The sequence below is a fragment of the Runella sp. CRIBMP genome, from assembly GCF_009905605.1.
Classification (GTDB): domain Bacteria; phylum Bacteroidota; class Bacteroidia; order Cytophagales; family Spirosomataceae; genus Runella.
In genome coordinates this window covers 1-22,844 of the sequence record NZ_JAAAKZ010000005.1, presented here as the reverse complement: position 1 = coordinate 22,844, position 22,844 = coordinate 1, and the positions used below count along the sequence as shown (strand labels likewise).

The window sequence follows — 22,844 nt, the reverse complement described above, 5'->3', positions numbered from 1 at the left end:
AACTTACATTGACCCATTTTTTTTAGTAATTGATACAAACGGATAACAAATGACCCGAAGCCTGTTTATGATAATTCTTTTATCTTTACAACCACGGCTTAGGTACACTTTTATGTAACTTTCCAAACCCATTCCATGACCCCCGAAAACCTAATCTCCGAAGACCAGGGAGACATCAACTCTTCCGAACAACGCCAATTGTACACCCAATCGTTGGATAAAGAAACCTTGCATTGGCTAGAAGAAGATGCCAAATATTTCTTTCATCAGGCGCTTTCTACGCCCGTCATGAACGTGCTTTCTAAGACCGAAGGCGCGTATATCTATGACCTAAACGGCAAAAAATACTTGGATATGCACGGCAATGGCGTCCATAATGCGGGATTCAATAATCCCCAAGTGGTGGAAGCCATGATTCGTCAAATGACAGAAGCGTTGGCTTTTACGCCCCGGAGATATACCAACATTCCCGCCATTCAGTTGGCCAAAAAACTGACCGAAATTACGCCTGCAGGACTTGACCGGGTACTTTTTTGCCCAGGCGGCTCAGAAGCTATCGAAATGGCGGTGATGCTGGCGAAGCAAATCACAGGCAAGTGGAAAACCATTTCGTTTTGGGATGCCTACCACGGCACGGGGTTTCAATCGGGGGCCGTGAGCGGACAAGCGCACTTTCTGAAAGGTAACGGGCCGATGGTGCCGGGGGCACTGCACGCGGAGTTTCCCAATTACTACCGCAATCCGTGGAAATGGGACGATACCGATGCCATCGACGACGAATACTTGCGTCAAATCAAACTCATTATTCGCAATGAACCCGACATTGCGGCCATCGTGGCCGAGCCGATTTCCTCCACGCCCGTGGTACCGTCTAAAAATTATTGGCAAGAAATCCGCAGCCTTTGCGACCGTGAAGGAATCTTCTTGATTTTTGACGAAATCATTGAAGGTTTGGGGCGTACAGGAAAAATGTTTGCCAGTGAACATTACGTTACACCCGACGTATTGGTGCTGGGCAAATCGTTGGGTGGTGGCATGGTGCCGTTTGCGGGTATTGTCTCCAAATCGGAATATAACGTCTTGCAGGACAGCTCCATCGGGCATTTTACGCACGAGAAAAATCCGCTTTGTTGTGCGGCAGGATTGGCCGAAATCGAATACATTGAAGAGCATAAACTCGTCGAAAATGCGGCCACTAAAGGCGAGTATCTGATGAATGCTTTTCGGGAAATGCAGGACAAATACCCGCTCATCGGTAATGTAGCCGGCAAAGGGTTTCACATCGGCATCGACCTTGTCAAAGACCGCAAAACCAAAGAGCGCGCCTACGAAGAAGCTGAGCGTATCATGTATCGCTGCATGGAACGCGGACTGGCCTTTAAGATCATCGAAGGCAATGTCATCACCCTGCGCCCTTCCCTGATTTTGACGCAGGACCAATGCGATTTTATCATTGACACGATTGAAGACGCTTTGCGCGAAGAAACCAAGTAAAAAATGCAACACAAAAAGATAAAAGTGGGCGTAGTTCAGGCGACGCCAGCGCTGTTTGATATTGAAAAAACGGTCCAAATCGTCATTGATTGGATCGAAAAAGGAGCCAAAGAAGGCTGTGATTTGTTGCTTTTCCCCGAATCCTTCATTCCCTGTTATCCACGAGGACTCGACTTTGATTCCGTAGTCGGTCGTCGTACCGAAAAAAGCAGAAACCAGTGGTTAGAGTATTGGGAAAACAGCCTCGAAACGAATTCTTCCTACGTCGAACAAATCAGCGAAGCCATCCGTAAAGCGGGCATTTTTGTGGCTTTGGGCGTCACCGAGCGCGAAAGCGTTGGCGGGTCGTTGCATTGTGCATTGCTGTATTTTGATAAACACGGCAATCTCATCGGCAAGCATCGTAAACTCAAGCCTACGGGCTTAGAACGTTACATTTGGGCCGAAAGCGACGGCAGTACATTGGTCAGTTTTGATACCGAAATTGGTAAAATCGGCGGGTTGATTTGCTGGGAAAATTACATGCCATTGGCCCGGATGTCGATGTATCAACGCGGCATTGAAATCTACCTTGCCCCCACGGCCGATTCTCGCGAATCGTGGCAATCGACCATGCAGCACATTGCGTTGGAAGGTCGTTGTTTTGTGTTGGCTTGTAATCAGTTTATTCAAAAATCCGATTATCCCGAACGTTTTCAAGCAGATTTGACCCATGAGCCTGCCATCATGAGCAGTGGCGGTAGCGTCATTATTTCACCGTTGGGTGAGGTCTTGGCGGGGCCGCTTTGGAACGAAGAAGGTTTACTCACTGCCGAGTTAGATTTTTCAGTATTGGCCAAAAGCAAACTGGATTTTGACGTCGTAGGGCATTATTCCCGAAACGATGTGTTTAAACTCGAAGTGGTGGGGCAACCTGAGATGGCAAAGGTGAGATGATAGGCAATATTTCTTTTTATAAAAGGTAATATTACCTATATTTGTCTTTGTACAATCAAAGTCATCATGAAAACTAAACACGAAATTGTTGAAGATACGAGCCTATGGGAAGAGGTGCCAGCGCAAATAAGCGACAGTGAAGTATTGGTATTTCTTCAAAATAGAGAGATTGATTGGCGCTACGTGGAGACCATCAAAAAACGAACGGATTTTAATGATGATGTCATAGGAGATTGGTTAAACGTTAGCCCCAAAACGTTCAGGTCGTATCGCCAAACAGAGAACAAATTTAAAGCAAATTTACAGGAACATATTTTGTTGCTGTTGGCATTGATTAAGCGGGGAATTCAATTATTTGGCAACACCAAAGGGTTTGATCAATGGCTGAATACCCAAAATTTCTTTTTTGACAATCACCGCCCGGTGATGTACCTGACGACCGTAAGCGGAATCAGATTTGTAAACGACCGACTTACTGCGCTGGAGTTTGGCGATAATGTGTAGTTATGGAAGTGTTCAGGATTTGTCATGAGAAATACGCCAATCAATTAACCCCTTCGGGCAGCGCTAATCGTTGGAATTTTCAGGGCCAAAACGTGATTTATACGGGCAGTTCCCGCTCTTTATCTACGCTTGAATTGGTCGTACACCGCAACGCTATCGTTCCGACCTTTCTTTACAAGGTGATGGTAATTTCCATTGCGGACGAAGACCGTCTTATTAAACAGGTTCGTTTGTCAGAATTACCCTTGGATTGGCGGTCGTTGAATGCCTATTCAAAGCTTCAACGGATGGGTAGTGAATGGTATCATCGTCAGGAAACGCTTATGCTGAAAGTCCCGTCGGCGGTTATTTCTCAGGAATATAATTACGTCATCAACACGGAGCATCCCGACTTTGCCTCAAAAGTTCAATTGGTGCGAACAGAGGATTATTTTTGGGATAATAGGCTGCTGTAAATTCTTGGGAGTAAAAAAGCCGTTGGTGAGAAACACAAACAGCGGTAAAATTAGGCGTCTGACGGTTTGGAACCGTCGGACGCCTAACCGCGTGGCGGTAAAACTACACCCCCGTATAACTAAACGGCGAAATAGCTCTTAATTCTTCTTTGATTTCGTCCGAAATATCCAAACCATCAATGAATTCGGCGATGGCGTTGGCCGTGATTTTTTCGTTTTTGCGGGTGAGATTTTTCAGCGCTTCGTAGGGTTGTGGGTAGGCTTCGCGGCGCAAAACGGTCTGAATTGCTTCTGCTACTACGGCCCAGTTGTTTTCTAAATCGGCGTAAAAAGCGCTTTCGTTTAGTTCCAGTTTGCCCAATCCACGCATCAAGGCTTTCAAGGCAATGACGGTATGCGCCAACGGAACGCCCAAGTTGCGCAGCACCGTAGAGTCGGTCAGGTCGCGCTGAAGGCGAGAAATAGGAAGTTTGGCCGACAGATGTTCAAAAATCGCGTTGGCAATGCCCAAATTTCCTTCTGAATTTTCAAAATCAATCGGATTCACTTTGTGCGGCATGGCCGATGAGCCAATTTCGCCCGCTTTGATTTTTTGTTTAAAATACTCCATCGACACGTACGTCCAAATATCACGATCGAGATCTATCAGGATGGTATTCAGGCGCTTGAAGGTGTCCATCAGCGCCGCTAACATGTCATAATGTTCAATCTGCGTAGTCAATTGACTCCGCGAAAGGCCCAAGTGATCGTTGACAAAATGATTGCCAAAAGCCACCCAGTCAATGTCGGGATAAGCTACGTGATGAGCGTTGAAATTGCCCGTTGCTCCGCCAAATTTTGCCGCAAAGGGTACGGCTTGAAGCATTTGTAATTGTTTTTCAAGGCGTTCGGCAAATACCCCAAATTCTTTCCCCAACCGCGTCGGTGAGGCAGGTTGCCCGTGCGTGCGGGCCAGCATCGGAATGTGTTTCCACTCTTCTGCCAAGGCTTTTAATTTGGCCAACACTTCATCAAACATCGGTACAATTTCAGCTTTGAGGGCGTCTTTGAGCGACAACGGAATGGAGGTATTGTTAATATCTTGGGAAGTCAATCCGAAGTGGATAAATTCCAAAAATTGCTCTAACTTCTTGTCTTTCAGCTTTTCCTTGATGAAATACTCCACCGCTTTCACGTCGTGGTTGGTCACTGATTCAATCTCTTTGATCATCAGCGCGTCTTTCTCCGAAAATTCGCCGTAGAGTGCGCGCAAGTCGGAATAATGCACTTTGTCGAAGTCTTTCAATTGCGGCAATGGCAATTCACAGAGAGAAATAAAATATTCCACTTCGATCAGAATGCGGTAGCGAATCAGTCCAAATTCGGAAAAATAAGGGGCGAGTTTTTCAACTTGCCGACGGTAGCGCCCGTCTACGGGAGAGATAGCTGTCAGGGAATTTAATTGCATAGCTTGGGTTCTAAGGCGCAAAGATACGCCGGGAATCGGAAAAATTTGGTAGAAAACCCCAGAAAATGCTTTTATAAACAGTTTGGTATCGAAATCCTCTCCTTTATGAAAATAGTACCCTTTGTTGCCTTTTTAGCGGTCATTACGGCCCTGGTCAGCGCACCCAACCTTCCCGAAAATGGAGAAAATTGGCCCGAATACAACGGAAATGGTGCCCGCAATCATTATTCTCCCCTGGCCCAAATTAATGCCGAGAATGTTTCTCAACTCAAAGTGGCGTGGACGTACGCATCGGGAGGGGCGGATACCATTGGGCACCGTACCCAAATGCAGTGCAATCCCATTATTGTCGACGGAATTTTATACGGTGTTTCGGCCAATACTCAAGTGTTTGCGCTCGATGCCGCCAACGGAAACCCCATCTGGAAATCCAAAGTTACCGAAACCGAAGGCACTACCAGTCGTGGGGTAACTTACTGGCGTGAAGGACAAGAAAAAATTATCTTTTTTGGGGCGGGAAAATGGCTCTATGCCTTTGATGCCCTGCGGGGAAAACCCATTGCCTCATTTGGCCAAAACGGACGAATCAACCTCAAAGAAGGCCTCGAACGCCCGGGCGCGGATGAGTATGTGGTGGCCAATACACCCAACGTTATCTTTAAAAACTTGCTCATTGTCGGAGTTCGGGTGTCGGAAAGCGAAACCGCGCTTCTGGGCGACATCCGTGCGTATGATGTGCGGACGGGTAAAAAAGTGTGGACGTTTCGTACCATTCCCCAAATGGGTGAGTTGGGCGCTGATACGTGGCCGGCCAATTCGCGGCAAAACATTGGTGGTGCCAACGCGTGGGCGGGTATGGCCATCGACCGTGAGAGGGGTATCGTGTATGCACCGACAGGCTCGGCGGCGTTTGATTTTTATGGCGGAAATCGCAAAGGAGATAATCTTTTTGCCAACTGTCTTTTAGCACTGGATGCCAACACGGGCAAGCGACTTTGGCATTATCAACTCGTCAGACACGATATTTGGGACCGGGACCCGCCCGCTCCGCCCAACTTACTTACAGTGATGCACAACGGCCCCGACGGTCGGCCCCGAAAAGTGGACGCCGTGGCGCAAATTACGAAGCAGGGCTACATTTTTGTCTTTGACCGCGTGACGGGAAAACCGCTGTTTCCTATCGAAGATAGAAAGTATTCCTATGATGCCGTACCTGGGGAATTTCCCGCTGCGTCGCAGCCGATACCCCTCAGACCTACGTATTTTGCCCGGCAGCGGTTTGTGGAACAAGATCTAAATTCATTTGTGGCCGACCGCGATTCGATTCTGGGGTTGATTCGGAAATCACGTACTGGTGGCCCGTACATACCCATTGGAAAAGAAACGACGATTTTCTTTCCGGGCACCGACGGCGGCGGGCAATGGGGTGGGGCGGCAGCCGACCCGCAGGGAGTGTTGTACATTCCTTCCAAAGAAATTCCCGTGTATACCTCGCTAGTAATCAAAAATCAGGAAACAAACGGGGGATTTGTAACGGGAGCCCAATTGTATAAGCAAAACTGCGCGGCCTGCCACGGAACAGACCGACGTGGCAATCATGATGGCTCGTATCCATCATTGGTCAATATCAACAAGCGACTTACGGCCGATGCCCTCCACAAACTTATTCCCAAAGGGCGGGGCATGATGCCGCCGTTTGCGCACCTTTCGGTGGCTGAGCGCCAAGCCATAGTTGATTTTGTTTTTCAGAAAGAGTCAGATAAACAGGTGGTTAGCTCAAAAGGAGGGGCGTTGCCGTATCAGCATACGGGTTACAATCGGTGGTACGACCGCAATGGCTATCCCATCAGTCAGCCGCCGTGGGGGACCCTTACGGCCACCGATTTAAACACGGGCGAGCGCTTGTGGCAAGTTCCTTTGGGCGAATATCCTGAATTGACGGCCAAAGGAATACCCATTACGGGCACTGACAACTACGGCGGTCCACTCATAACGGCCAGCGACTTGCTCTTCATTGCCGCTACCCGTGATGAGCGATTACGAGTATTTGACAAAAAAACGGGAAAACAACTCTGGCAAACCCAACTTCCCGCGGCGGGTTATGCGTCGCCAAGTACTTACTCGATTGCAGGCAAGCAGTACGTTGTCATTGCGTGCGGTGGTGGAAAACTAAAAACCAAATCAGGTGATAAATACGTGGCTTTTGCATTGCCATAAGATGTTTTTGTATTTAATTGCGAACCTTTACTGTTTTGCCTACTCTTTAAACTCAAACCCTTTACACGCTAAACTTAACCCTCTACACTTAAATGACTCCTTCTCCTTTTTTGGGCGAGCTGCTCGGCACACTCGTTTTGATTTTATTAGGCAACGGTGTGGTTGCCAATGTTGTTTTAAAAAATACCAAAGGCCATAACGGTGGCTGGATTGTCATTACTGCCGGTTGGGCATTTGCGGTCACCATCGGTATTTTTGTGGCGAAAGCCTTTGGCGGTTACGATGCCCACCTCAACCCTGCCGTCACGATTGGTTTTGCCGTTGCGCAAAACGAATACAGCAAAGTAGTGGATTATGTGAGTGCTCAGATGATTGGGGCTTTTTTGGGGGGAACTTTAGTGTGGTTGTATCACTTACCACAATACGCCAAAACCGAAGATAAAGGAGCTAAATTGGCCACTTTTGCCACCGACCCCGCCATTCGCGCTTCGGGTTCCAATTTTTTTAGTGAAGTAATCGGCACCATCGTTTTATTGATGGGAATCAAAGGAATTGGGGCCGTTACGACGGGCTTGGGGCCATTTGCCGTTGGTATTTTGGTGTGGGCTATTGGGCTTTCATTGGGGGGAACCACGGGATACGCCATCAACCCTGCCCGCGATTTAGGGCCGCGTATTGCGCACGCTATTTTGCCTATCGTTGGCAAAGGTGATTCCGATTGGAAATACGCTTGGGTGCCGATTGCTGGACCAGTTACGGGCGCTATTATCGCTGGACTTTTATTTTTGTAAAGCTATTTTCTCACCGCACGGGGCGCAAAGGCGCTAAGAAATTCCTGCGTCTTAGCGCCTTTGCGTGAGAAATTTTCACTTCTCAAATTTGAGTTTAAAAACCCCACCCGACAAGACAATTTCGTCTTTCGTATCCTGTTTCTTATAGCCTCTTCCTTCGGGGTCGATGTCAGAGTCATAACCCGTGGCGCTCGTAAAGACCTTATCTTCTAGTTTGCCTTTCAGGCGACCTAGCCCTCCCAATGCCGTAGCTGACGTTTTTTCTTTGAAATGAGTGCCATCTAGTGTGCCCGAAAATTTTCCTTCCAAAAATCCGTCGGCGGCTTTGGTCACTTCAATTTCTCCCCCGTTTTCCCGACGCGATTTTCCCACGTGGTATTCCATGCGCGGCGATTTGGTTTCTTCTACATACTTAACGTACGCCACACCTTTGTATTTACCCTCGGCCATGATTGGCTGAACCGTATTCTTTCCGTTGAAATCTTCATCAACGATTTTGTAAAGTCCCACTTCTGGCAAGTCGCTGTTGGACCAAGTAACAAACCAAAAACGCAGTGATTTGTCGGGGCTGGTGGCATTGGCCGTAATGTACCATACGTTACCCATTCGTATCCGTCGCGGGGCGGTTTTGTATTCTTTGCCGTCTACCTGAACGGAGAGACTGTTGTCGTTTGAGATTTGCGCCATGGCCACCTGACTCAGGAGCCCAATCATAAGCGCCGCTAGCTTCTTATTCATTATCATTTGTGCTGTTTGATGTGATGATTTTTGAAAGTCGAAATGTACAGGTTTTCTGGTCGTTCTGAGCCAGGGATTGGGTTGAAATGTCATAAAAACTTACTGAACGGTTACTTATGGTCAATCGATTTATTGGCATCGCTATCATTCGCTTGTATCTTTGGGCGTTCAATTCAACCACTAATCAATGAAACACCTACTTCTAATTCTTTTAAGCAGTTTAATTTTGGGTCTTCAATCGTGCAGTTTTTCGTCAGAAGATAAATTTGAGAAAGGTAAAGCCCTGATGAAAGAAGGGAAGTTTCGCGAAGCGCTGACGTTTTTAAATGGAGCCATTGAAAGCGATAACAGTAACTACGAAGCCCTAAACGCCCGTGGCGTGGTGTATTATGAGCTAAAAGAGTACCAAAATGCCTTGCTCGATTATGACCAAGCCCTCAAATTGAAACCCGATTATTACCGCCCGTATTACAACCGGGCGTTGTTGAAAGTAGCCCAGAATGACGGCGACGGCGCGTTGAAAGATTATGCCGAAGCGGTTCGACTAGACCCCAAAAATGCGGAGATTTTTGTCAACCGAGGTCAGCTATTGGCTGCCTTGGCGCAGCCCGATGCTGCCCTTCGGGACTTTGAGCAGGCTACTGTTCTTGATTCGACCAATGCCTTGGCGTGGTACAATCGCGGCAATGTTTTATTCCAAAGGGAAGAGTTTAAGAGTGCTATTGAATACTTTGAAAAAGCGGTCAAGTCCGATGCCAAGTTCGGCAAAGCGTTTCACGCGTTGGGAGTTGCGCAAATTTTAGAGAATCAAAAAGAAGTTGGATGCCTCAATCTTAAGCAGGCCGAGCGGTTAAAATATCCCGCCGCCAAAGCATCCATTGAACAATATTGCAAATAACCGCAGGCCCGCCCCTACAACAAAACACCCCGCCAAATAACTTAGCGGGGTGTTTTGTTTATAAAACTACGGCAAACGACTAGTGCGCGGCGGCAGTCGCAGTTTTTTCCGTTTTGTAATTACGCATCCAAAAAAACAGAATAGTGAAGGCAACAATCAAAACCGCTGGGAAAATAGCCATGGTACTGAGCGTAGCCTGACCAGCCGCCAACTCCATTTCATCGCCGGTTAAGCCGAGAGCTGTTTTTTCAGCGCGAGCGTTATCAATCCATTGACCTATGAAGGGTTGGAAGATAGAAGTCGAAAACATACCGACTCCCCCCAAAATTGACATTCCTAAAGCGCCGCTTAGGGGTACTTTTTCCGCAATAAAACCGATCATATTGGGCCAAAATAATGCTACTCCCATGGCAAAAAATACGGCAGCCACATAAGCCATTGTACCGGTTTGTGTACTGAATAAATAAACACCGATGGTGGCTAATACAGCCGAGCCCAACAATACGCCAGTCTGGTCAAATTTTGCGACAATCGGTCCGGCAAAATACCGGATAACGGCCATAAGTCCCGTTACCAACGCCAAAATCAACATCGGACTTGCCCCTGATTTACTCATGATCAGGCCGGTCCATTGCTGAGGTCCGAATTCTGAGATAGCGGTAAGGGCCATGCAGCAGAACATGAAGATGTACAAAGGAGTAAACATCGCTTTCAGGTTTTCACCCAATGAAGTAACACCTTCGGTCTTTGGTTTTGGAAATGCCTGACCCCAGAACAGATACGCGTAGATCAGGGTTGGAATCATGATCAACCATATTTGTGCCTGCCAGCCGGTGTTGGCATCGGTCATGAATTTAGAGATCAAACTGCCAACGACGATTCCACCCGGAAACCACATGTGGAAGCGGTTTAACATTTTGCTCATTTCGGCACCGGAATAGGTATCGGCAATCATAGGGTTACAGGCCGCTTCGGTACAGCCATTGCCTAAACCGATTAAAAAGGTAGAAATCAAAAGGCCGATGTAACCTCCTGAATAAATGGTTAATACGATACCTAACGCGTGCGATACAAACGCAATCATCATGATTTTTTTGGGGCCGACGGTATGATAAACCAATCCGCCGATGATCATGGCTAAGGGAAAGCCCAAGAACCACATAGAGTTAATGAAACCGAGTTGCTCAGCAGTTAAATTAAACTCTGTTCCTAATTGTGCCAGAATTCCAGCCCGAATACTGAATGAAAAAGCTGTTGTTATTAGCGCAAAACAGCTTCCGTTAAAAAGTCTTGCTTTGTTGATCATTTTTGAAAAGTTGGTTAAAGGTTAGATAAGACATCTTACACAAGCAGGCAAAGTATTAATTTTGATTTTTTTACCCAAACTTCGTGAGAAAAAGGTTTTTTTTTACTTTGCCTACTAAAATGAGACGCCGCAAGTGTTGATTTACATTCAATTATAAAAGGCGAAACGCTCAACAAACTGAATATTTATTGAAATAAAATACCAAATCACAAAAATTCAAAAGTATATGGCTCGTAAAATCAGAATGGGGATGGTAGGTGGAGGCCGTGGGGCTTTTATCGGTGGGGTTCACCGAATTGCCGCTGCTATCGACGGTGAGATTGACCTCGTATGCGGGGCTTTTAGTTCTACGCCCGAAAAATCGAAAGCGTCGGGCGAAGACCTCATGCTCGACCCATCGCGTTGCTATGGCGATTATAAAGAAATGATTCAGAAAGAAAAACGGCGTAAAGACCGCATCGACGCGGTGTCGATTGTGACGCCCAACCACATGCACTTTGGCCCCGCCAAAATGGCATTGGAAAATGGCTTTCACGTCATTTGCGACAAACCCGTTACGTTTTCTTTGTCAGAAGCCAAAAAACTCAAAGATATTATTGTCAACACAGGCTTAACCTTTGCCCTTACGCATAATTATACAGGCTATGCGATGGTGAAAGAAGCCCGCCAACTCATCAAAAATGGCTTGTTAGGTAAAATCCGCAAAGTGATTGTAGAATACCCGCAAGGCTGGTTGTCGTTCCCGATTGAAAAAGAAGGCGCAAAACAAGCCGAATGGCGTACCGACCCCAAACGGTCGGGTATTGCCGGCGCCGTGGGGGATATTGGTACGCACGCCGAAAACTTGGCCGAATACATTACAGGACTGAAAATCACCGAACTATGCGCCGATGTGAACCGAGTAGTAGAAGGACGTGTACTGGACGATGATGCCAACGTATTGCTTCATTTTGACAATGGTGCCAACGGGATTTTGCATTGCAGCCAAATCTCCAATGGAGATTGGAATGGGTTGAATATCAGAGTGTATGGCGAATTGGGAACGCTGCAATGGCACCAAGAACGCCCCCAGTACTTACACCATAAAACGACCGAAGGATACCAAATCTATCAGCCATCGGTCGGTAAATTATCTGACTCGGCCAATGCCCACACGCGTATTCCTTTTGGACATCCTGAAGGCTATCTGGAGGCATTTGCCAATGTTTACCGAAATTTTGCGCGTACGGTGCGCAAGCGCATGAACGGCGAAGAGCCCAACGAATTTGACTTAGATTTCCCAACCATCGACGACGGAATCCGCGGAATGCAGTTTGTCGAAACGGTCATTGCCTCCGGCAAAAGCAATAGTAAATGGGTGAAATTTAAGAGTTAGTCAAAAAGGTTGAGGAGCGGAAAACAAAAAACCGCTCCTCAATTCTTTTCGAAAATGATTCAATTATTGACAAACCTACTTTGAACGATGTTTTTTATACGTCCATGATTCTCAGTCAGATTCAACAGGAAGAATCCTTGCTTTGGGAGCGACTGAAAGCGGGCGATACGGCTGCTTTTGGGGAGATTTCCTTGCGGTATTATCGGCTGTTGTTTGATTACGGACGAAAATTTACCAAAGACCGTGAGCTTATCAAGGATGTCATTCAGGATGTGTTGTTGTTGGTTTGGCAAAAAAGAGGGCAAATTGACTCCAACGAAAACGTAAAGCTCTACCTCCTCAAGATTGTTCGTAACCGCTTGTATAAAGAATTGCAAAAACAGCAATTACGGGCTTCTGAAGATTATTTCGAGCAGTTGGAAGTGGCTGATTCGGAAGAAGCGTTGATTATTTCAACGGAATCCACCCAAGGTATCGTTGCAAAGTTAAATCTTCACCTTAAGGCGCTTCCCAAACGGCAGCAGGAAGTGCTTTTTCTTAAATTCTACCAAGACCTTACCAATGATGAAATTGCGGAGGTGATGCACATCAACCGTCAATCCGTCGCCAATTTGCTGCACAATGGCCTGCGCCTGCTCAAAGCCCGTTTTTTTCTGACCACCCTCGGTATTCTGTTGCTAACCTGGAGTGGACAATAGCTCTGACTCTCAGTTAGATGCTCTAGCCTACTTTGAGTCTTGACAATTTGATAATGATTCAAATTATCCCCGACGGGAAATAATTTCTTCTTTTGCGCAAAAATTTTTGACTTTCAATGAGTATCGGGAGGCATTCTTTGGATATACCTTATTGTATGCTCTAATAAGTACTATTTTTTCTATGATAGATTATAGTAAATTTAAAGTTGAAGACTTCGTAACGGATGAATCTTTTTGCCTTTGGGTAAAGGGAACCTCGCCCGAGCATACTGCTTTTTGGGAATTTTGGACGGAGGCACATCCCGAAAAATTGGAAACGATTACGCAGGCCCGCCTGCTGTTGCTGGGCCTGAAAAACCAGCCTACCGCCATCAACGAAGATGAGATTTCGCTGGAAGTAGAGAAAATAGTACGGTTGGTAGAAAAACCTTCTTTAACTTTTAAAGCCCATTTTAAGCTGCCTATTTGGTCGCGTATAGCAGCGGTAGTGGTTTTGGCAGCGGGACTGGGCTGGTGGTTGTGGTTGCGAAATCCTATTTCGATTTCTGAACTGAAACGTCCCGAAATAACCGCGCAAATCGGTGAAAGTACACGGGTCGAGGTTTCCAATAATACCCATTCCGATTATACCGCAACGCTACCTGACGGAAGTACCGTTCAGTTAAAAAAAGGTAGTAAAGTGAGTTTTTCGGAGAAATTTTCGGGGGATAAGCGAGAGGTTTTCTTGACTGGAGAAGGTTTTTTTCAGGTAGTTCGTAATCCAAATAAGCCCTTTTATGTGTATGCTAACGATTTGGTAACTAGGGTGTTAGGGACGAGTTTTACGGTAAAGACCTATTCTAAGGAGCAAAAAGTAGTGGTGGCCGTCAAGACGGGAAAAGTAATGGTTTTCTCTCTGTCGGAACTGAAAAAATCCGAAAAAATCGCCAATTATCATTTACAAAGTTTGTACCTCCTGCCCAATCAACAGGCTACTTTCGAACGCCAAAATGAGAAATTCAATAAGGCATTGGTGGAGCAGCCAGCCATCGTGACTCAGCCCGTAGAGACGCCCAATTTTACTTTTGAAAATACCCCCATAGCCGAAGTATTTGCCAAACTGAAAAAAGCCTACGGTGTAAATATTATGTATGATGCCGACCTCATGAAAAACTGTTCGGTTACGGCGCCGTTGGGCAATGAATCCCTTTTTGTGAAGCTTGATATTATCTGTAAAACGATTGGGGCGCGCTACGAGATTGTCGAGACCGAAATCGTGGTTTCGAGCCGAGGGTGTCCGTAATTGCTTAAATTATAACCTTTTAACCATTACTCTATGTCCCCATAGCTACCCAACTACAAAAAAGAAGTCGGCAATGTTGCGACCATTACCGACCCTCTGATTTAGCCCCTTCATTTGTTAGCTGCAAATACCCGACGAATCGGGTGCTGAGGGGTGTTTTTATTCAAAAAAACTTGAACTAAAACCAATTCAAATGTATGGAAAGTTTACCAAAAAAGCGCAAACTGTTGCTTATAGCTATGCGAATCACATGTTTACAGTTGTTGATCAGCGTCGTGCTCAGTGGCTTGGCCGTCGCCAATGAAGGGCTGGCTCAGGAGTCCCTTGCCCGAAACGTGAGTGTGCAGATCGAGAACAAACCGCTCAAAACAGCTTTGGGCATCTTGGAAAAATCGGCAAATGTGAAATTTACGTATCTGCCCCAACTGGTTTCCAAAAATGATAAAGTGTCTATCTCGGCCAATATGCAGCCGTTATCGGTTATCCTCGAAAAATTACTCAAACCGCTCAACTTAGCGTATGAGGCATCGGGTGAGTACATTATTTTGACCAAAGCCGAAACGCAATTGCTCGAAAAAAAAGGTTTTACGCCCATCAAGGCCATTGACCAAAATGTAAAAGGTCGGGTCAATGATGAAAAAGGAGAAGGTCTGCCGGGGGTAAGCGTACTCATTAAAGGCTCCCAACGCGGTGCCACAACCGATGCCAACGGCGAGTTTTCGTTGACAGTCCCCGACGAAAAAGCAATCTTGATTTTTAGTTATGTGGGCTATTTGCCGCAGGAAATTGTGGTTGGCAATCAGACCAGCATCACTCTTTTGCTTAAAGCCGATCTAAAAACCCTCAACGAAGTAGTTGTGGTAGGGTATGGCGTTCAAAAGAAAGCCAATTTAACGGGGGCCGTAGATATGATTACGAGTGAGGTGTTTGAAAATCGCCCTATGACCAACCTCAACCAAGGGCTTCAGGGTGTTTTGCCCAACCTTAACATTAAAATGGGGGATGGAAAACCAAATCAGGCCCCTAGTTTCAACATAAGGGGTACCACATCCATTGGTCAAGGTGGAAGCGCGCTCGTACTGATTGACAACGTGGAAGGCGACCCGAGTTTGTTGAATCCCAACGATATAGCCAGTATTACGCTCTTAAAAGATGCCGCTTCTGCGTCCATTTATGGCGCTAGGGGGGTGTTTGGGGTGGTGCTGATTACCACAAAAAATCCTACGGCGGGAAAAACCAACGTGACGTATTCAAGCAATTATTCAATCAAACAACCGATTGCAAGGCCTGATTTGGTCACTGATGGTTACACTTGGGCTTCAATGTTTGCCGAATCATTTGTCAATTTTGGCGGTACTTTTCCCCAAAATGCCAACAAAACCCTTAAATTTTCTCAGGCATATTTGAACGAACTGAAAAGAAGGTCGGAAGTAGGAGGATTGCCAGAGGTGGAAATTGACCCCGCGACGGGCGAGTACGTCTACTACGGAAGTACCGACTATTATGGGCATTTATACAAAAAATACAACAGTTCGAATGAGCACAACCTGAGTATTTCAGGGAGCAGCGACAAGGCAAGTTACTTAATAACAGGCCGTTATTTTGGACAGGAGGGGTTGTTTCGCTACAATTCAGACGATTATCGGGTGTTTAACTTTACGGGAAAAGGTTCAATCCAACTTTTCCCTTGGTTGAAAATCAACAATATGTCGCAATACTCCGACATGAAATACCACAACCCGCTCAACGTAGGCGAGGGCGGCGGTATATGGAGAAACATCGCGGACGAAGGTCACCCGCTAGCTCCCATGTTAAACCCAGACGGAACCCTTACCTTTTCGTCGGCGTATAGTATCGGAGACTTCTATTATGGCAAAAACGGTATTGACAACAACAAAAAAGTGTTCAGAAATACGACAGGTTTTGCGGCCCAGTTTTTCAATGATAAATTCAGAGTGAAAGGTGATTTTACGATTCAAAACACCGACAACAACGACCGAACTAAAGCCGTGCCCGTGCCTTACAGCATCAAACCCGGCACGATAGCTTATGTAGGAACCACCACGAATTATATCAACGATGTGTACCGCGAAACAGCCTACATGACCACGAACTTTTATACCGAGTACGAGGATACGTTTAAGGAAAACCATTATTTGAAAGTGTTGGCGGGTTACAACTACGAACAGTCTAATTTCAGACGCCTCTCGGCGCAGCGAAACGGATTGATTTTTGAAGATGCCAACGACATCAATTTGGCCCTTGGACAAGCCATCAACGCCACCGGTGGCTGGGAGCGCTGGAAAATTCAAGGAGGTTTTGCTCGACTTAATTATTCCTACAAAGACAGGTATTTGTTGGAGTTAAATGGCCGCTACGATGGTTCTTCAAAATTCCCCAGCAATCAGCGTTTTGCTTTCTTTCCTTCCTATTCTGTGGGCTGGAGAGTTTCAAAAGAACCTTTCTGGAAAGTGCCCGCACACATTATTTCTGACTTGAAATTCAGGGCTTCCTACGGTTCTCTAGGAAACGGTAACATTGGCTCGTATGCTTACTTAGAGCAATTCTCGATTTCACAATCTGCAATGGTGCTCAATGGCCAAAGACCCCAGCAAACCAGAAACCCAACGGTGTTGCCAGAAGGGTTGACGTGGGAAACCGCCACCACCAAAAACGTCGGAATTGATTTGTCGATGCTCTCCAATCGACTCACGTTTGTGGCCGATGCGTACATCCGAACCACCACCGATATGTTTACGGTGGGTTTGACGTTGCCCGCCGTGTTTGGGGCGGCTGCGCCACGAGGCAACTACGCAGACTTGGAAACCAAAGGTTGGGAGGCAATGCTTTCGTACCGGGATAAATTTTCGGTCGCTTCAAAACCCTTTAACTTCGATGTTCGCTTGACCCTCGCTGATTATAAGGCGGTGATTACCAAATACAACAATCCGCAAAAACTTTTGAGTGATTATTACGAAGGGCAGGTATTGGGAGAAATTTGGGGGTATCAGACCGAAGGTTTTTTTAAGTCTGCCGACGATGTGAAAAACAGCGCTAGCCAAAATTTATTCAGAACGGCGTCTAATGGGCTGTGGTTTCCGGGCGATATTAAATTCAGAGATGTAAATGGTGACGGGGCCATTACCCCAGGTACTGATAGAATCGAAAACCCAGGCGACCGTTCAATCATCGGAAACTCCACTCCGCGATATACGTACGGGATGATGTTGGGAGCCGATTGGAATAACTTCTTCTTATCGGCCTTTTTTCAGGGTGTTGGAAAACAAAACTGGTACCCAAGTCGGGAAGCAAACCTATTTTGGGGGCAATACAACCGTCCTTATGGCGACATTCCCAAAAGCCAACTTGGCAATATCTGGACGGAACAAAACCCCGATGCTTATTTCCCAAGATATGTTTCTCGTATTGCTAGCAATGCCAACGGAACCCTCAGCGCCGCCCAGACCAGATACCTCCAAAATGTAGCTTATCTACGATTGAAAAATATCCAATTGGGCTACAATCTGCCGCGTACCATTGCTGGGAAAATCGGCGCATCGGCCGCTCGGGTGTTTCTTTCGGCCGAGAATATCTGGTCATTGTCGCCGTTGTACAAAATCACCCGTGATTTTGACGTAGAAAGCGCCGTGGCTTCCGATCAAGTATTTAATCCCGGTGGAAACTCGGGCGACGCCTATAATTATCCGTTGATGAAAAGTGTCACCTGTGGCTTGTCTATCACGTTTTAATCACTTAAAAAAGCACGATCATGAAGCTCAAATATATTTTTGTATTACTGACCTCTGCCTTGTTTATGGGCTGTAATTTGGAGGAACTTCCCGAAGCTACCACCTCAAAAGGCCCTATATTTGGCAGTGAGAGCGGTTTGGTACTTTATACAAATTCGTTTTATACGATGTTCAACGGTAAAAATCTTCACCGGGCCGATGCCATGTCGGACTATTTGGCCCGTAGAGATTCGCCACCGTTTATTACCGAAGGTAACTTCAGCGCCCAAGTAAGCTCAGGTTGGACATGGAATGATTTAAGAAATATTAATTATTTCATCCAGAACTGTAATGACCCCAGGGTTCCCGCCACGGTCCGCAATAATTACCTCGGGATTGCTAAGTTTTTCAGAGCGTGGTTTTATTTCGATAAAGTAAAAAGGTTTGGCGATGTGCCGTGGATTGGCAAACCACTTGATGTGACCGATACCGAATTATTATTTAAGGGCCGCGACCCCCGCACCATGGTGATGGATTCGGTGTTGGCTGATTTGGATTTTGCCTGTCAAAATATCATTACGGGAAGTGAGCCTTCTCGTAGTTTAGTGACCAAATACGTGGCCTATGCCTTCAAAGCACGGGTTGCCCTCCACGAAGGGACGTTTCGCAAATACCACACCAATCTGGGGTTGCAGGCTACAGCGAGTGGGTTGCTAAACCAAGCAGTAGTAGCGGCCAAAAAGGTAATGGATGAGTCGGGGTATAAATTGTACGACGGGGCAGGTATTGATAAATCGTACCGTCAGGTGTTTATCAATGGCGCGCCGATTGCGACCGAAGTAATGCTCTCGGCGGTGTGTGATTTGGCATTAAATAACTTAAATGATGCCAACTGGTACTGGACCAGCGGTACATATGGCGACAAAGCTAGTTTTATCCGAAGCTTTATCAATACTTACTTGAACATCGACGGTATGCCCTTTACCAACAATCCAGCCTACAAAACCATGTTGTTTAAAGACGAGGTAAAAGGGCGCGATAAGCGGCTAACCCAAACCATCCGTGCAGGAGACTACAAGCGCGTAAACGCGGGAGTGTTGGTGCCATCTCCGCCGCTTTTCTCGTATACGTTTACGGGCTATATGCCTATCAAATGGGCATTGGATGATATGTATTACGATACCCGTGACCTCAATATCAACTCAGTAAGCATTTTCCGCTATGCCGAAGTGTTGTTGGTGTATGCCGAAGCCAAAGCGGAGCTCGGAACACTTACGGATGCCGATTGGGCCTTGACCATCGGAGCATTGCGCAAAAGAGCAGGGATTACGGGCGGCCTTACTACCAAACCAACCGTGGTTGATAAGTATCTGCAATCCACGTATTTTCCTGCCATTACTGACCCCGTTTTGTTGGAGATTCGCCGCGAAAGAGGCATTGAATTGTGCTTGGAAGGATTCCGTTTTGACGACATCGTGCGCTGGAAAAGGGGGGAGTTGATGCAAATGGAATGGAACGGAATGTACGTTCCTGAACTGAATAAACCGATGGACTTGAACGAAGATGGTATTTTGGATGTCGCTTTCTATAAAACGCTACCAACCAAAGTTCCGGGTGTAACCTACGTAGAAGTTTCGCCGTCTATTGCGGGTAAGCCAAATTCTCAGCTTATTTCAGGAGATACTTCGGGCGAACTTATTTGGCTGAATAATATTCCCAGAAAATGGGCGGAGAGAAACTATTACTACCCCATTCCAACGGGAGATCTTATTACCAATCCAAAACTTACCCAAAATCCAGGTTGGTAGACTGAGTCTAATATGAAGGAAAGACGTTAAGTATTTGTTTTGCTATTAGCGCATTAGCTCGGGCCATGACCGAGCTAATGCTGTTTGTGGGGGAGAATAACGATTATAAAAACAGTAATAAAATTCTTTTTTTTACTTTACCTATTTATCAAAAAGCTTGCAGCGATTTGCTTAATTGCGGGCATAAATACCAATTTTTAGTCTTTTACTTATTCAAATCAATGAAAACCATCAAAGGACCTGCCATATTTTTGGCGCAATTCATGGGCGACGAAGCCCCTTTTAATTCGTTGGATACCATCGCCGCTTACATGGCTGATTTGGGGTATAAAGGCATTCAAATTCCAACGTGGGATCCGCGTTGCATTGACCTTAAAACCGCCGCCGAGTCAAAAACGTATTGCGACGAATACAAAGGAAAATTGGCCGACATTGGCGTTGAAATCACCGAACTTTCTTCGCACCTGCAAGGGCAATTGGTGGCCGTTCACCCCGCATACGACCCCATGTTTGACGGTTTTGCGTCGCCCGAAGTACGGAATAATCCTGCGGCCCGGACCGAATGGGCGGTGCAGCAGTTGATGTGGGCAGCCAAGGCATCACAAAATTTGGGGCTTAAATCACACGTAACTTTCTCGGGTGCGTTATTGTGGCCGTTTTTGTATCCGTGGCCGCAGCGCCCTGCGGGATTGGTCGAAACGGGCTTTAAAGAACTCGGAAAGCGGTGGACACCGATTTTGAATGCGTTCGACGAAGCGGGCGTCAACGTTGGTTATGAGCTTCACCCTGGCGAAGACCTCCACGACGGAATTACGTTTGAAATGTTTCTGGAAGCCGTGGGCAATCACCCACGGGCAGGTATCAACTACGACCCAAGCCACTTTGTGTTGCAACAATTGGATTACCTCCAATTCATTGATTTCTACCACGAGCGTATTTTTGCGTATCACGTTAAAGATGCCGAATTTAACCCAACGGGCAAACAGGGCGTGTACAGTGGATTCCAAGGTTGGGCCGACCGGGCGGGGCGTTTCCGTTCTTTGGGCGACGGTCAGGTGGATTTCAGCGGTATTTTCTCAAAACTTTCGCAATACAACTACGACGGTTGGGCCGTGTTGGAATGGGAGTGCTGCATCAAATCACCCGTACAAGGAGCTGCCGAAGGAGCACCGTTCATTGCTGATCATATCATTCAGGTAACAGAAAAAGCCTTCGACGATTTTGCGGGTACTGGCACCGACGAAGCCTTCAACCGTAAAGTGCTTGGTTTGTAAATTGCCACATAAAAACCTTCCGAAAGTTTTAAATTTTCGGAAGGTTCCCCATAAAAACTTATGTCAGGGTTTGAGAATCCTGGCACAATAAAAAAGCGTCAGACGGTTTCAAACCGTCCGACGCTTTTTTATTTGCGACGTTACAAAAGGCTAGTTTCTAGGAGGGGCGCCAGGACCGCCAGCGCGGGCTGTGTTTGGCCGGCCAGGGTGGGACTCACCACGGTGGCAAGTGCTACATCCGATACGTGGCTTGCGCTCTTTAGTGGCGTAAGCAGGGATGGTAGCCAGCAAATCATCGTTGATTTTACCAACCATCGCTACCATGTCGCGGGCAATAGCGTGGTCATGCTTTTCTTCCGAAGCCCAGTCGTTTACGTTGTGGCAGTGGCTGCAGCTTACGCCAAGCGTTTTGCTCCAACGGTTTTCCATAATACCCAATATCGCCTCCGCTGGCTGCCCCTTGAAAAGTTTGATGTTTTTGAAAACTTGTTCAGCGGGTAATTTTTCTTTGCCTGCAATGGCTTCTTTGACCATTTTGGTGTATTTGGCGCGGTCGGCGGCAAGGCTATCTTCGCGCGGGTCGGCCGACTTGGTCGAAACGGGCGAAGGAGTAAGAGCAACCAACGACACAATTGCCGTGAGTGCAAAAAGAGCAGTAATCCATTTTTTCATGCTAAAAAGGGAGGTTAAAAAGTTACAAAAGCAAACTTATGAAAAAAGTAAAAAGGTGCAAGTTATTAGCCAATAAATAGCAATAAAATGCCCCTTTTTAGTGATACTTTTTACAAACGTTACTTCAATGTTTGACCTAACGGCAGTGCTATAACTCCACTCTTCCCATGATGGGGTCGCTGAAAGAGGTTTTCCCCGTTTCTACTCTTCCCGCAAAGCGCTGTTCAAAGCTGTCAAACCCTTCTACCTCCACGCTGAAATCATACCAGCCAAAACTGGTTTTAAGGTCGAGAACTACCGACAGCACACTGCCTTTGTTGGATACGACGTCGAGTGTTTTGGTTTGAGTGGGCGTTTTGTAGGCATTATCAATAATCTTCACTTTGATTTTTCGCTGCGGACCTAGGTTACGCAGTTTCAACTCTACATTGCCTGTCAATTGTTTGCCCTGCGACGAAGACCGCTGGTATTCGCATTGCACAGAGATTTGCGGGTCGTTGGCATTTCCGTTGTATTCTCGGAAAAAACCGTTGGGACCGTATACGCGGAGGTGATAGGTGTCGTTCTCGAAATTTTGCAGCGGCCAAGTATCCGTCAGGGTGTCGCCGGCGGTCACGGCATACGACCACGCTTTCAGGTCTTCAAATGCGCCGCTGGGTTGGTTGCGGTATTTGTGCGGTGCATATACTTGAAAAGGTGCACCAACCGCCTTTTTGCCAAATACGTCATTTTTGGCGCTGAGCTGAATCTGAAACGATTTTTTATCAGCGCTCAATTTGCCTTCGGCATATAGTTCGTAGGGCAAGGCGGAGGCAGGGCGAATCCCTTTTTCTTGCTGCGGCATTAGCGGCGATGCGACGGGATTCTGGTTGATTTGTTCAATTTCAGCCGCGCTGAGTTGTTTGAAGTTGGACGGCGCTTTTTTGAATTTGGCTTTGTGAACACTTTGAATAAAAGCATCTTTGACCACCGACGTCGGCAGTTTGATTTCTTCGCCGTTGTAAGGTCGGAAAGCCGATGTTAAATCACCGCAGACCGTACGACGCCAAGCACTGATATTAGTTTCTTCGATTTTTTTCTTGGTTTTATGGCTCAAAAAATGTTCCATAAACTGCAACACCGACGTATGGTCAAATACCTGAGAGTTTACGTAACCACCTCGACTCCAGGGGGATGCAATCAGCATGGGTACTCGATACCCCAAGCGAATAGACCCCGCCC

18 protein-coding genes are annotated in these 22,844 nt (G+C 46.6%); 13 read left to right on the top strand and 5 right to left on the bottom strand.

Translation table 11 applies throughout. The features are described 5' to 3' along the window. Window positions 1-135: 135 nt before the first annotated feature. The 4 genes from GVN20_RS15090 (at window position 136) to GVN20_RS15075 (ending at window position 3,389) form a co-directional block, all read left to right on the top strand. Entirely contained in the window at window positions 136-1,494 is a 1,359-nt protein-coding gene (locus tag GVN20_RS15090) for an aspartate aminotransferase family protein (RefSeq protein ID WP_166559140.1), read from the top strand. A gap of 3 nt (window positions 1,495-1,497) precedes the next feature. Then, on the top strand, window positions 1,498-2,430 hold the full coding sequence (locus GVN20_RS15085; RefSeq protein WP_166559139.1) for a carbon-nitrogen hydrolase family protein: 933 nt from the start codon (window positions 1,498-1,500) through the stop codon (window positions 2,428-2,430). A gap of 66 nt (window positions 2,431-2,496) precedes the next feature. Then, complete coding sequence (locus GVN20_RS15080; RefSeq protein ID WP_166559138.1) at window positions 2,497-2,934, top strand: antitoxin Xre/MbcA/ParS toxin-binding domain-containing protein; 438 nt, start codon at window positions 2,497-2,499, stop codon at window positions 2,932-2,934. Between the two features lie 2 nt (window positions 2,935-2,936). Next, complete coding sequence (locus tag GVN20_RS15075; protein WP_166559137.1) at window positions 2,937-3,389, top strand: RES family NAD+ phosphorylase; 453 nt, start codon at window positions 2,937-2,939, stop codon at window positions 3,387-3,389. Window positions 3,390-3,492: 103 nt separating this feature from the next. On the opposite strand, the gene purB is transcribed toward GVN20_RS15075, so the two are convergent. Beyond that, entirely contained in the window at window positions 3,493-4,836 is a 1,344-nt protein-coding gene (gene purB / locus GVN20_RS15070) for an adenylosuccinate lyase (RefSeq protein ID WP_166559136.1), read from the bottom strand. Window positions 4,837-4,941: 105 nt separating this feature from the next. Here purB and GVN20_RS15065 point away from each other — a divergent pair, with 105 nt between their 5' ends. Both GVN20_RS15065 and GVN20_RS15060 read left to right on the top strand, forming a co-directional pair. Next, entirely contained in the window at window positions 4,942-7,053 is a 2,112-nt protein-coding gene (locus GVN20_RS15065) for a PQQ-binding-like beta-propeller repeat protein (protein WP_166559135.1), read from the top strand. 92 nt (window positions 7,054-7,145) lie between these two features. Beyond that, entirely contained in the window at window positions 7,146-7,844 is a 699-nt protein-coding gene (locus GVN20_RS15060) for an MIP/aquaporin family protein (RefSeq protein ID WP_166559134.1), read from the top strand. A 75-nt stretch (window positions 7,845-7,919) separates the two neighbouring features. Here the strand turns inward: GVN20_RS15060 and GVN20_RS15055 are convergent, their stop codons facing one another. Then, the gene (locus GVN20_RS15055; protein WP_114462601.1) at window positions 7,920-8,582 is read right to left on the bottom strand and encodes a hypothetical protein; all 663 of its coding nucleotides are present in this window, start codon (window positions 8,580-8,582) and stop codon (window positions 7,920-7,922) included. Window positions 8,583-8,769: 187 nt separating this feature from the next. Here GVN20_RS15055 and GVN20_RS15050 point away from each other — a divergent pair, with 187 nt between their 5' ends. After that, the gene (locus GVN20_RS15050) at window positions 8,770-9,480 is read left to right on the top strand and encodes a tetratricopeptide repeat protein (RefSeq protein WP_166559133.1); all 711 of its coding nucleotides are present in this window, start codon (window positions 8,770-8,772) and stop codon (window positions 9,478-9,480) included. Between the two features lie 79 nt (window positions 9,481-9,559). Here the strand turns inward: GVN20_RS15050 and GVN20_RS15045 are convergent, their stop codons facing one another. Next, a complete protein-coding gene (locus GVN20_RS15045) occupies window positions 9,560-10,786 on the bottom strand; it encodes a sugar MFS transporter (RefSeq protein ID WP_166559132.1) in 1,227 nt (408 codons plus the stop codon). A 226-nt stretch (window positions 10,787-11,012) separates the two neighbouring features. Here GVN20_RS15045 and GVN20_RS15040 point away from each other — a divergent pair, with 226 nt between their 5' ends. The 6 genes from GVN20_RS15040 to GVN20_RS15015 all read left to right on the top strand — a co-directional run bounded on the left by GVN20_RS15040 (window position 11,013) and on the right by GVN20_RS15015 (window position 20,951). Continuing rightward, the gene (locus GVN20_RS15040; RefSeq protein ID WP_206023276.1) at window positions 11,013-12,161 is read left to right on the top strand and encodes a Gfo/Idh/MocA family protein; all 1,149 of its coding nucleotides are present in this window, start codon (window positions 11,013-11,015) and stop codon (window positions 12,159-12,161) included. Between the two features lie 104 nt (window positions 12,162-12,265). Further along, window positions 12,266-12,859 (top strand): RNA polymerase sigma factor, encoded by a 594-nt coding sequence (locus tag GVN20_RS15035; RefSeq protein WP_166559131.1) that lies wholly within the window; start codon window positions 12,266-12,268, stop codon window positions 12,857-12,859. Between the two features lie 181 nt (window positions 12,860-13,040). After that, window positions 13,041-14,141, top strand: coding sequence for a FecR family protein (locus GVN20_RS15030; protein WP_166559130.1), 1,101 nt, complete (start codon window positions 13,041-13,043; stop codon window positions 14,139-14,141). 239 nt (window positions 14,142-14,380) lie between these two features. Beyond that, the gene (locus GVN20_RS15025) at window positions 14,381-17,890 is read left to right on the top strand and encodes a TonB-dependent receptor (protein WP_229599080.1); all 3,510 of its coding nucleotides are present in this window, start codon (window positions 14,381-14,383) and stop codon (window positions 17,888-17,890) included. 20 nt (window positions 17,891-17,910) lie between these two features. Beyond that, window positions 17,911-19,677 (top strand): RagB/SusD family nutrient uptake outer membrane protein, encoded by a 1,767-nt coding sequence (locus tag GVN20_RS15020; RefSeq protein ID WP_166559129.1) that lies wholly within the window; start codon window positions 17,911-17,913, stop codon window positions 19,675-19,677. A 221-nt stretch (window positions 19,678-19,898) separates the two neighbouring features. Next, window positions 19,899-20,951: a sugar phosphate isomerase/epimerase gene (locus tag GVN20_RS15015; RefSeq protein WP_166559128.1), complete on the top strand. Its 1,053-nt coding sequence runs from the start codon at window positions 19,899-19,901 to the stop codon at window positions 20,949-20,951. Between the two features lie 150 nt (window positions 20,952-21,101). Here GVN20_RS15015 and GVN20_RS15010 read toward each other — a convergent pair whose 3' ends face one another. After that, on the bottom strand, window positions 21,102-21,623 hold the full coding sequence (locus GVN20_RS15010; protein ID WP_114069764.1) for a c-type cytochrome: 522 nt from the start codon (window positions 21,621-21,623) through the stop codon (window positions 21,102-21,104). A 148-nt stretch (window positions 21,624-21,771) separates the two neighbouring features. Continuing rightward, window positions 21,772-22,844 (bottom strand): phospholipase domain-containing protein (locus GVN20_RS15005; protein ID WP_166559127.1); only part of this gene is annotated, 1,073 nt, incomplete at its 5' end.

Bases quoted from the DNA above. Each gene is read 5' to 3' on its own strand.
- GVN20_RS15015 (WP_166559128.1), top strand. From the start codon at position 19,899: ATGAAAACCATCAAAGGACCTGCCATATTTTTGGCGCAATTCATGGGC.
- GVN20_RS15075 (WP_166559137.1), top strand. From the start codon at position 2,937: ATGGAAGTGTTCAGGATTTGTCATGAGAAATACGCCAATCAATTAACC.
- GVN20_RS15060 (WP_166559134.1), top strand. From the start codon at position 7,146: ATGACTCCTTCTCCTTTTTTGGGCGAGCTGCTCGGCACACTCGTTTTG.
- GVN20_RS15050 (WP_166559133.1), top strand. From the start codon at position 8,770: ATGAAACACCTACTTCTAATTCTTTTAAGCAGTTTAATTTTGGGTCTT.
- GVN20_RS15010 (WP_114069764.1), bottom strand. From the start codon at position 21,623: ATGAAAAAATGGATTACTGCTCTTTTTGCACTCACGGCAATTGTGTCG.
- purB (WP_166559136.1), bottom strand. From the start codon at position 4,836: ATGCAATTAAATTCCCTGACAGCTATCTCTCCCGTAGACGGGCGCTAC.
- GVN20_RS15090 (WP_166559140.1), top strand. From the start codon at position 136: ATGACCCCCGAAAACCTAATCTCCGAAGACCAGGGAGACATCAACTCT.
- GVN20_RS15040 (WP_206023276.1), top strand. From the start codon at position 11,013: ATGGCTCGTAAAATCAGAATGGGGATGGTAGGTGGAGGCCGTGGGGCT.
- GVN20_RS15065 (WP_166559135.1), top strand. From the start codon at position 4,942: ATGAAAATAGTACCCTTTGTTGCCTTTTTAGCGGTCATTACGGCCCTG.
- GVN20_RS15020 (WP_166559129.1), top strand. From the start codon at position 17,911: ATGAAGCTCAAATATATTTTTGTATTACTGACCTCTGCCTTGTTTATG.
- GVN20_RS15055 (WP_114462601.1), bottom strand. From the start codon at position 8,582: ATGAATAAGAAGCTAGCGGCGCTTATGATTGGGCTCCTGAGTCAGGTG.
- GVN20_RS15025 (WP_229599080.1), top strand. From the start codon at position 14,381: ATGCGAATCACATGTTTACAGTTGTTGATCAGCGTCGTGCTCAGTGGC.
- GVN20_RS15035 (WP_166559131.1), top strand. From the start codon at position 12,266: ATGATTCTCAGTCAGATTCAACAGGAAGAATCCTTGCTTTGGGAGCGA.
- GVN20_RS15080 (WP_166559138.1), top strand. From the start codon at position 2,497: ATGAAAACTAAACACGAAATTGTTGAAGATACGAGCCTATGGGAAGAG.
- GVN20_RS15085 (WP_166559139.1), top strand. From the start codon at position 1,498: ATGCAACACAAAAAGATAAAAGTGGGCGTAGTTCAGGCGACGCCAGCG.
- GVN20_RS15045 (WP_166559132.1), bottom strand. From the start codon at position 10,786: ATGATCAACAAAGCAAGACTTTTTAACGGAAGCTGTTTTGCGCTAATA.
- GVN20_RS15030 (WP_166559130.1), top strand. From the start codon at position 13,041: ATGATAGATTATAGTAAATTTAAAGTTGAAGACTTCGTAACGGATGAA.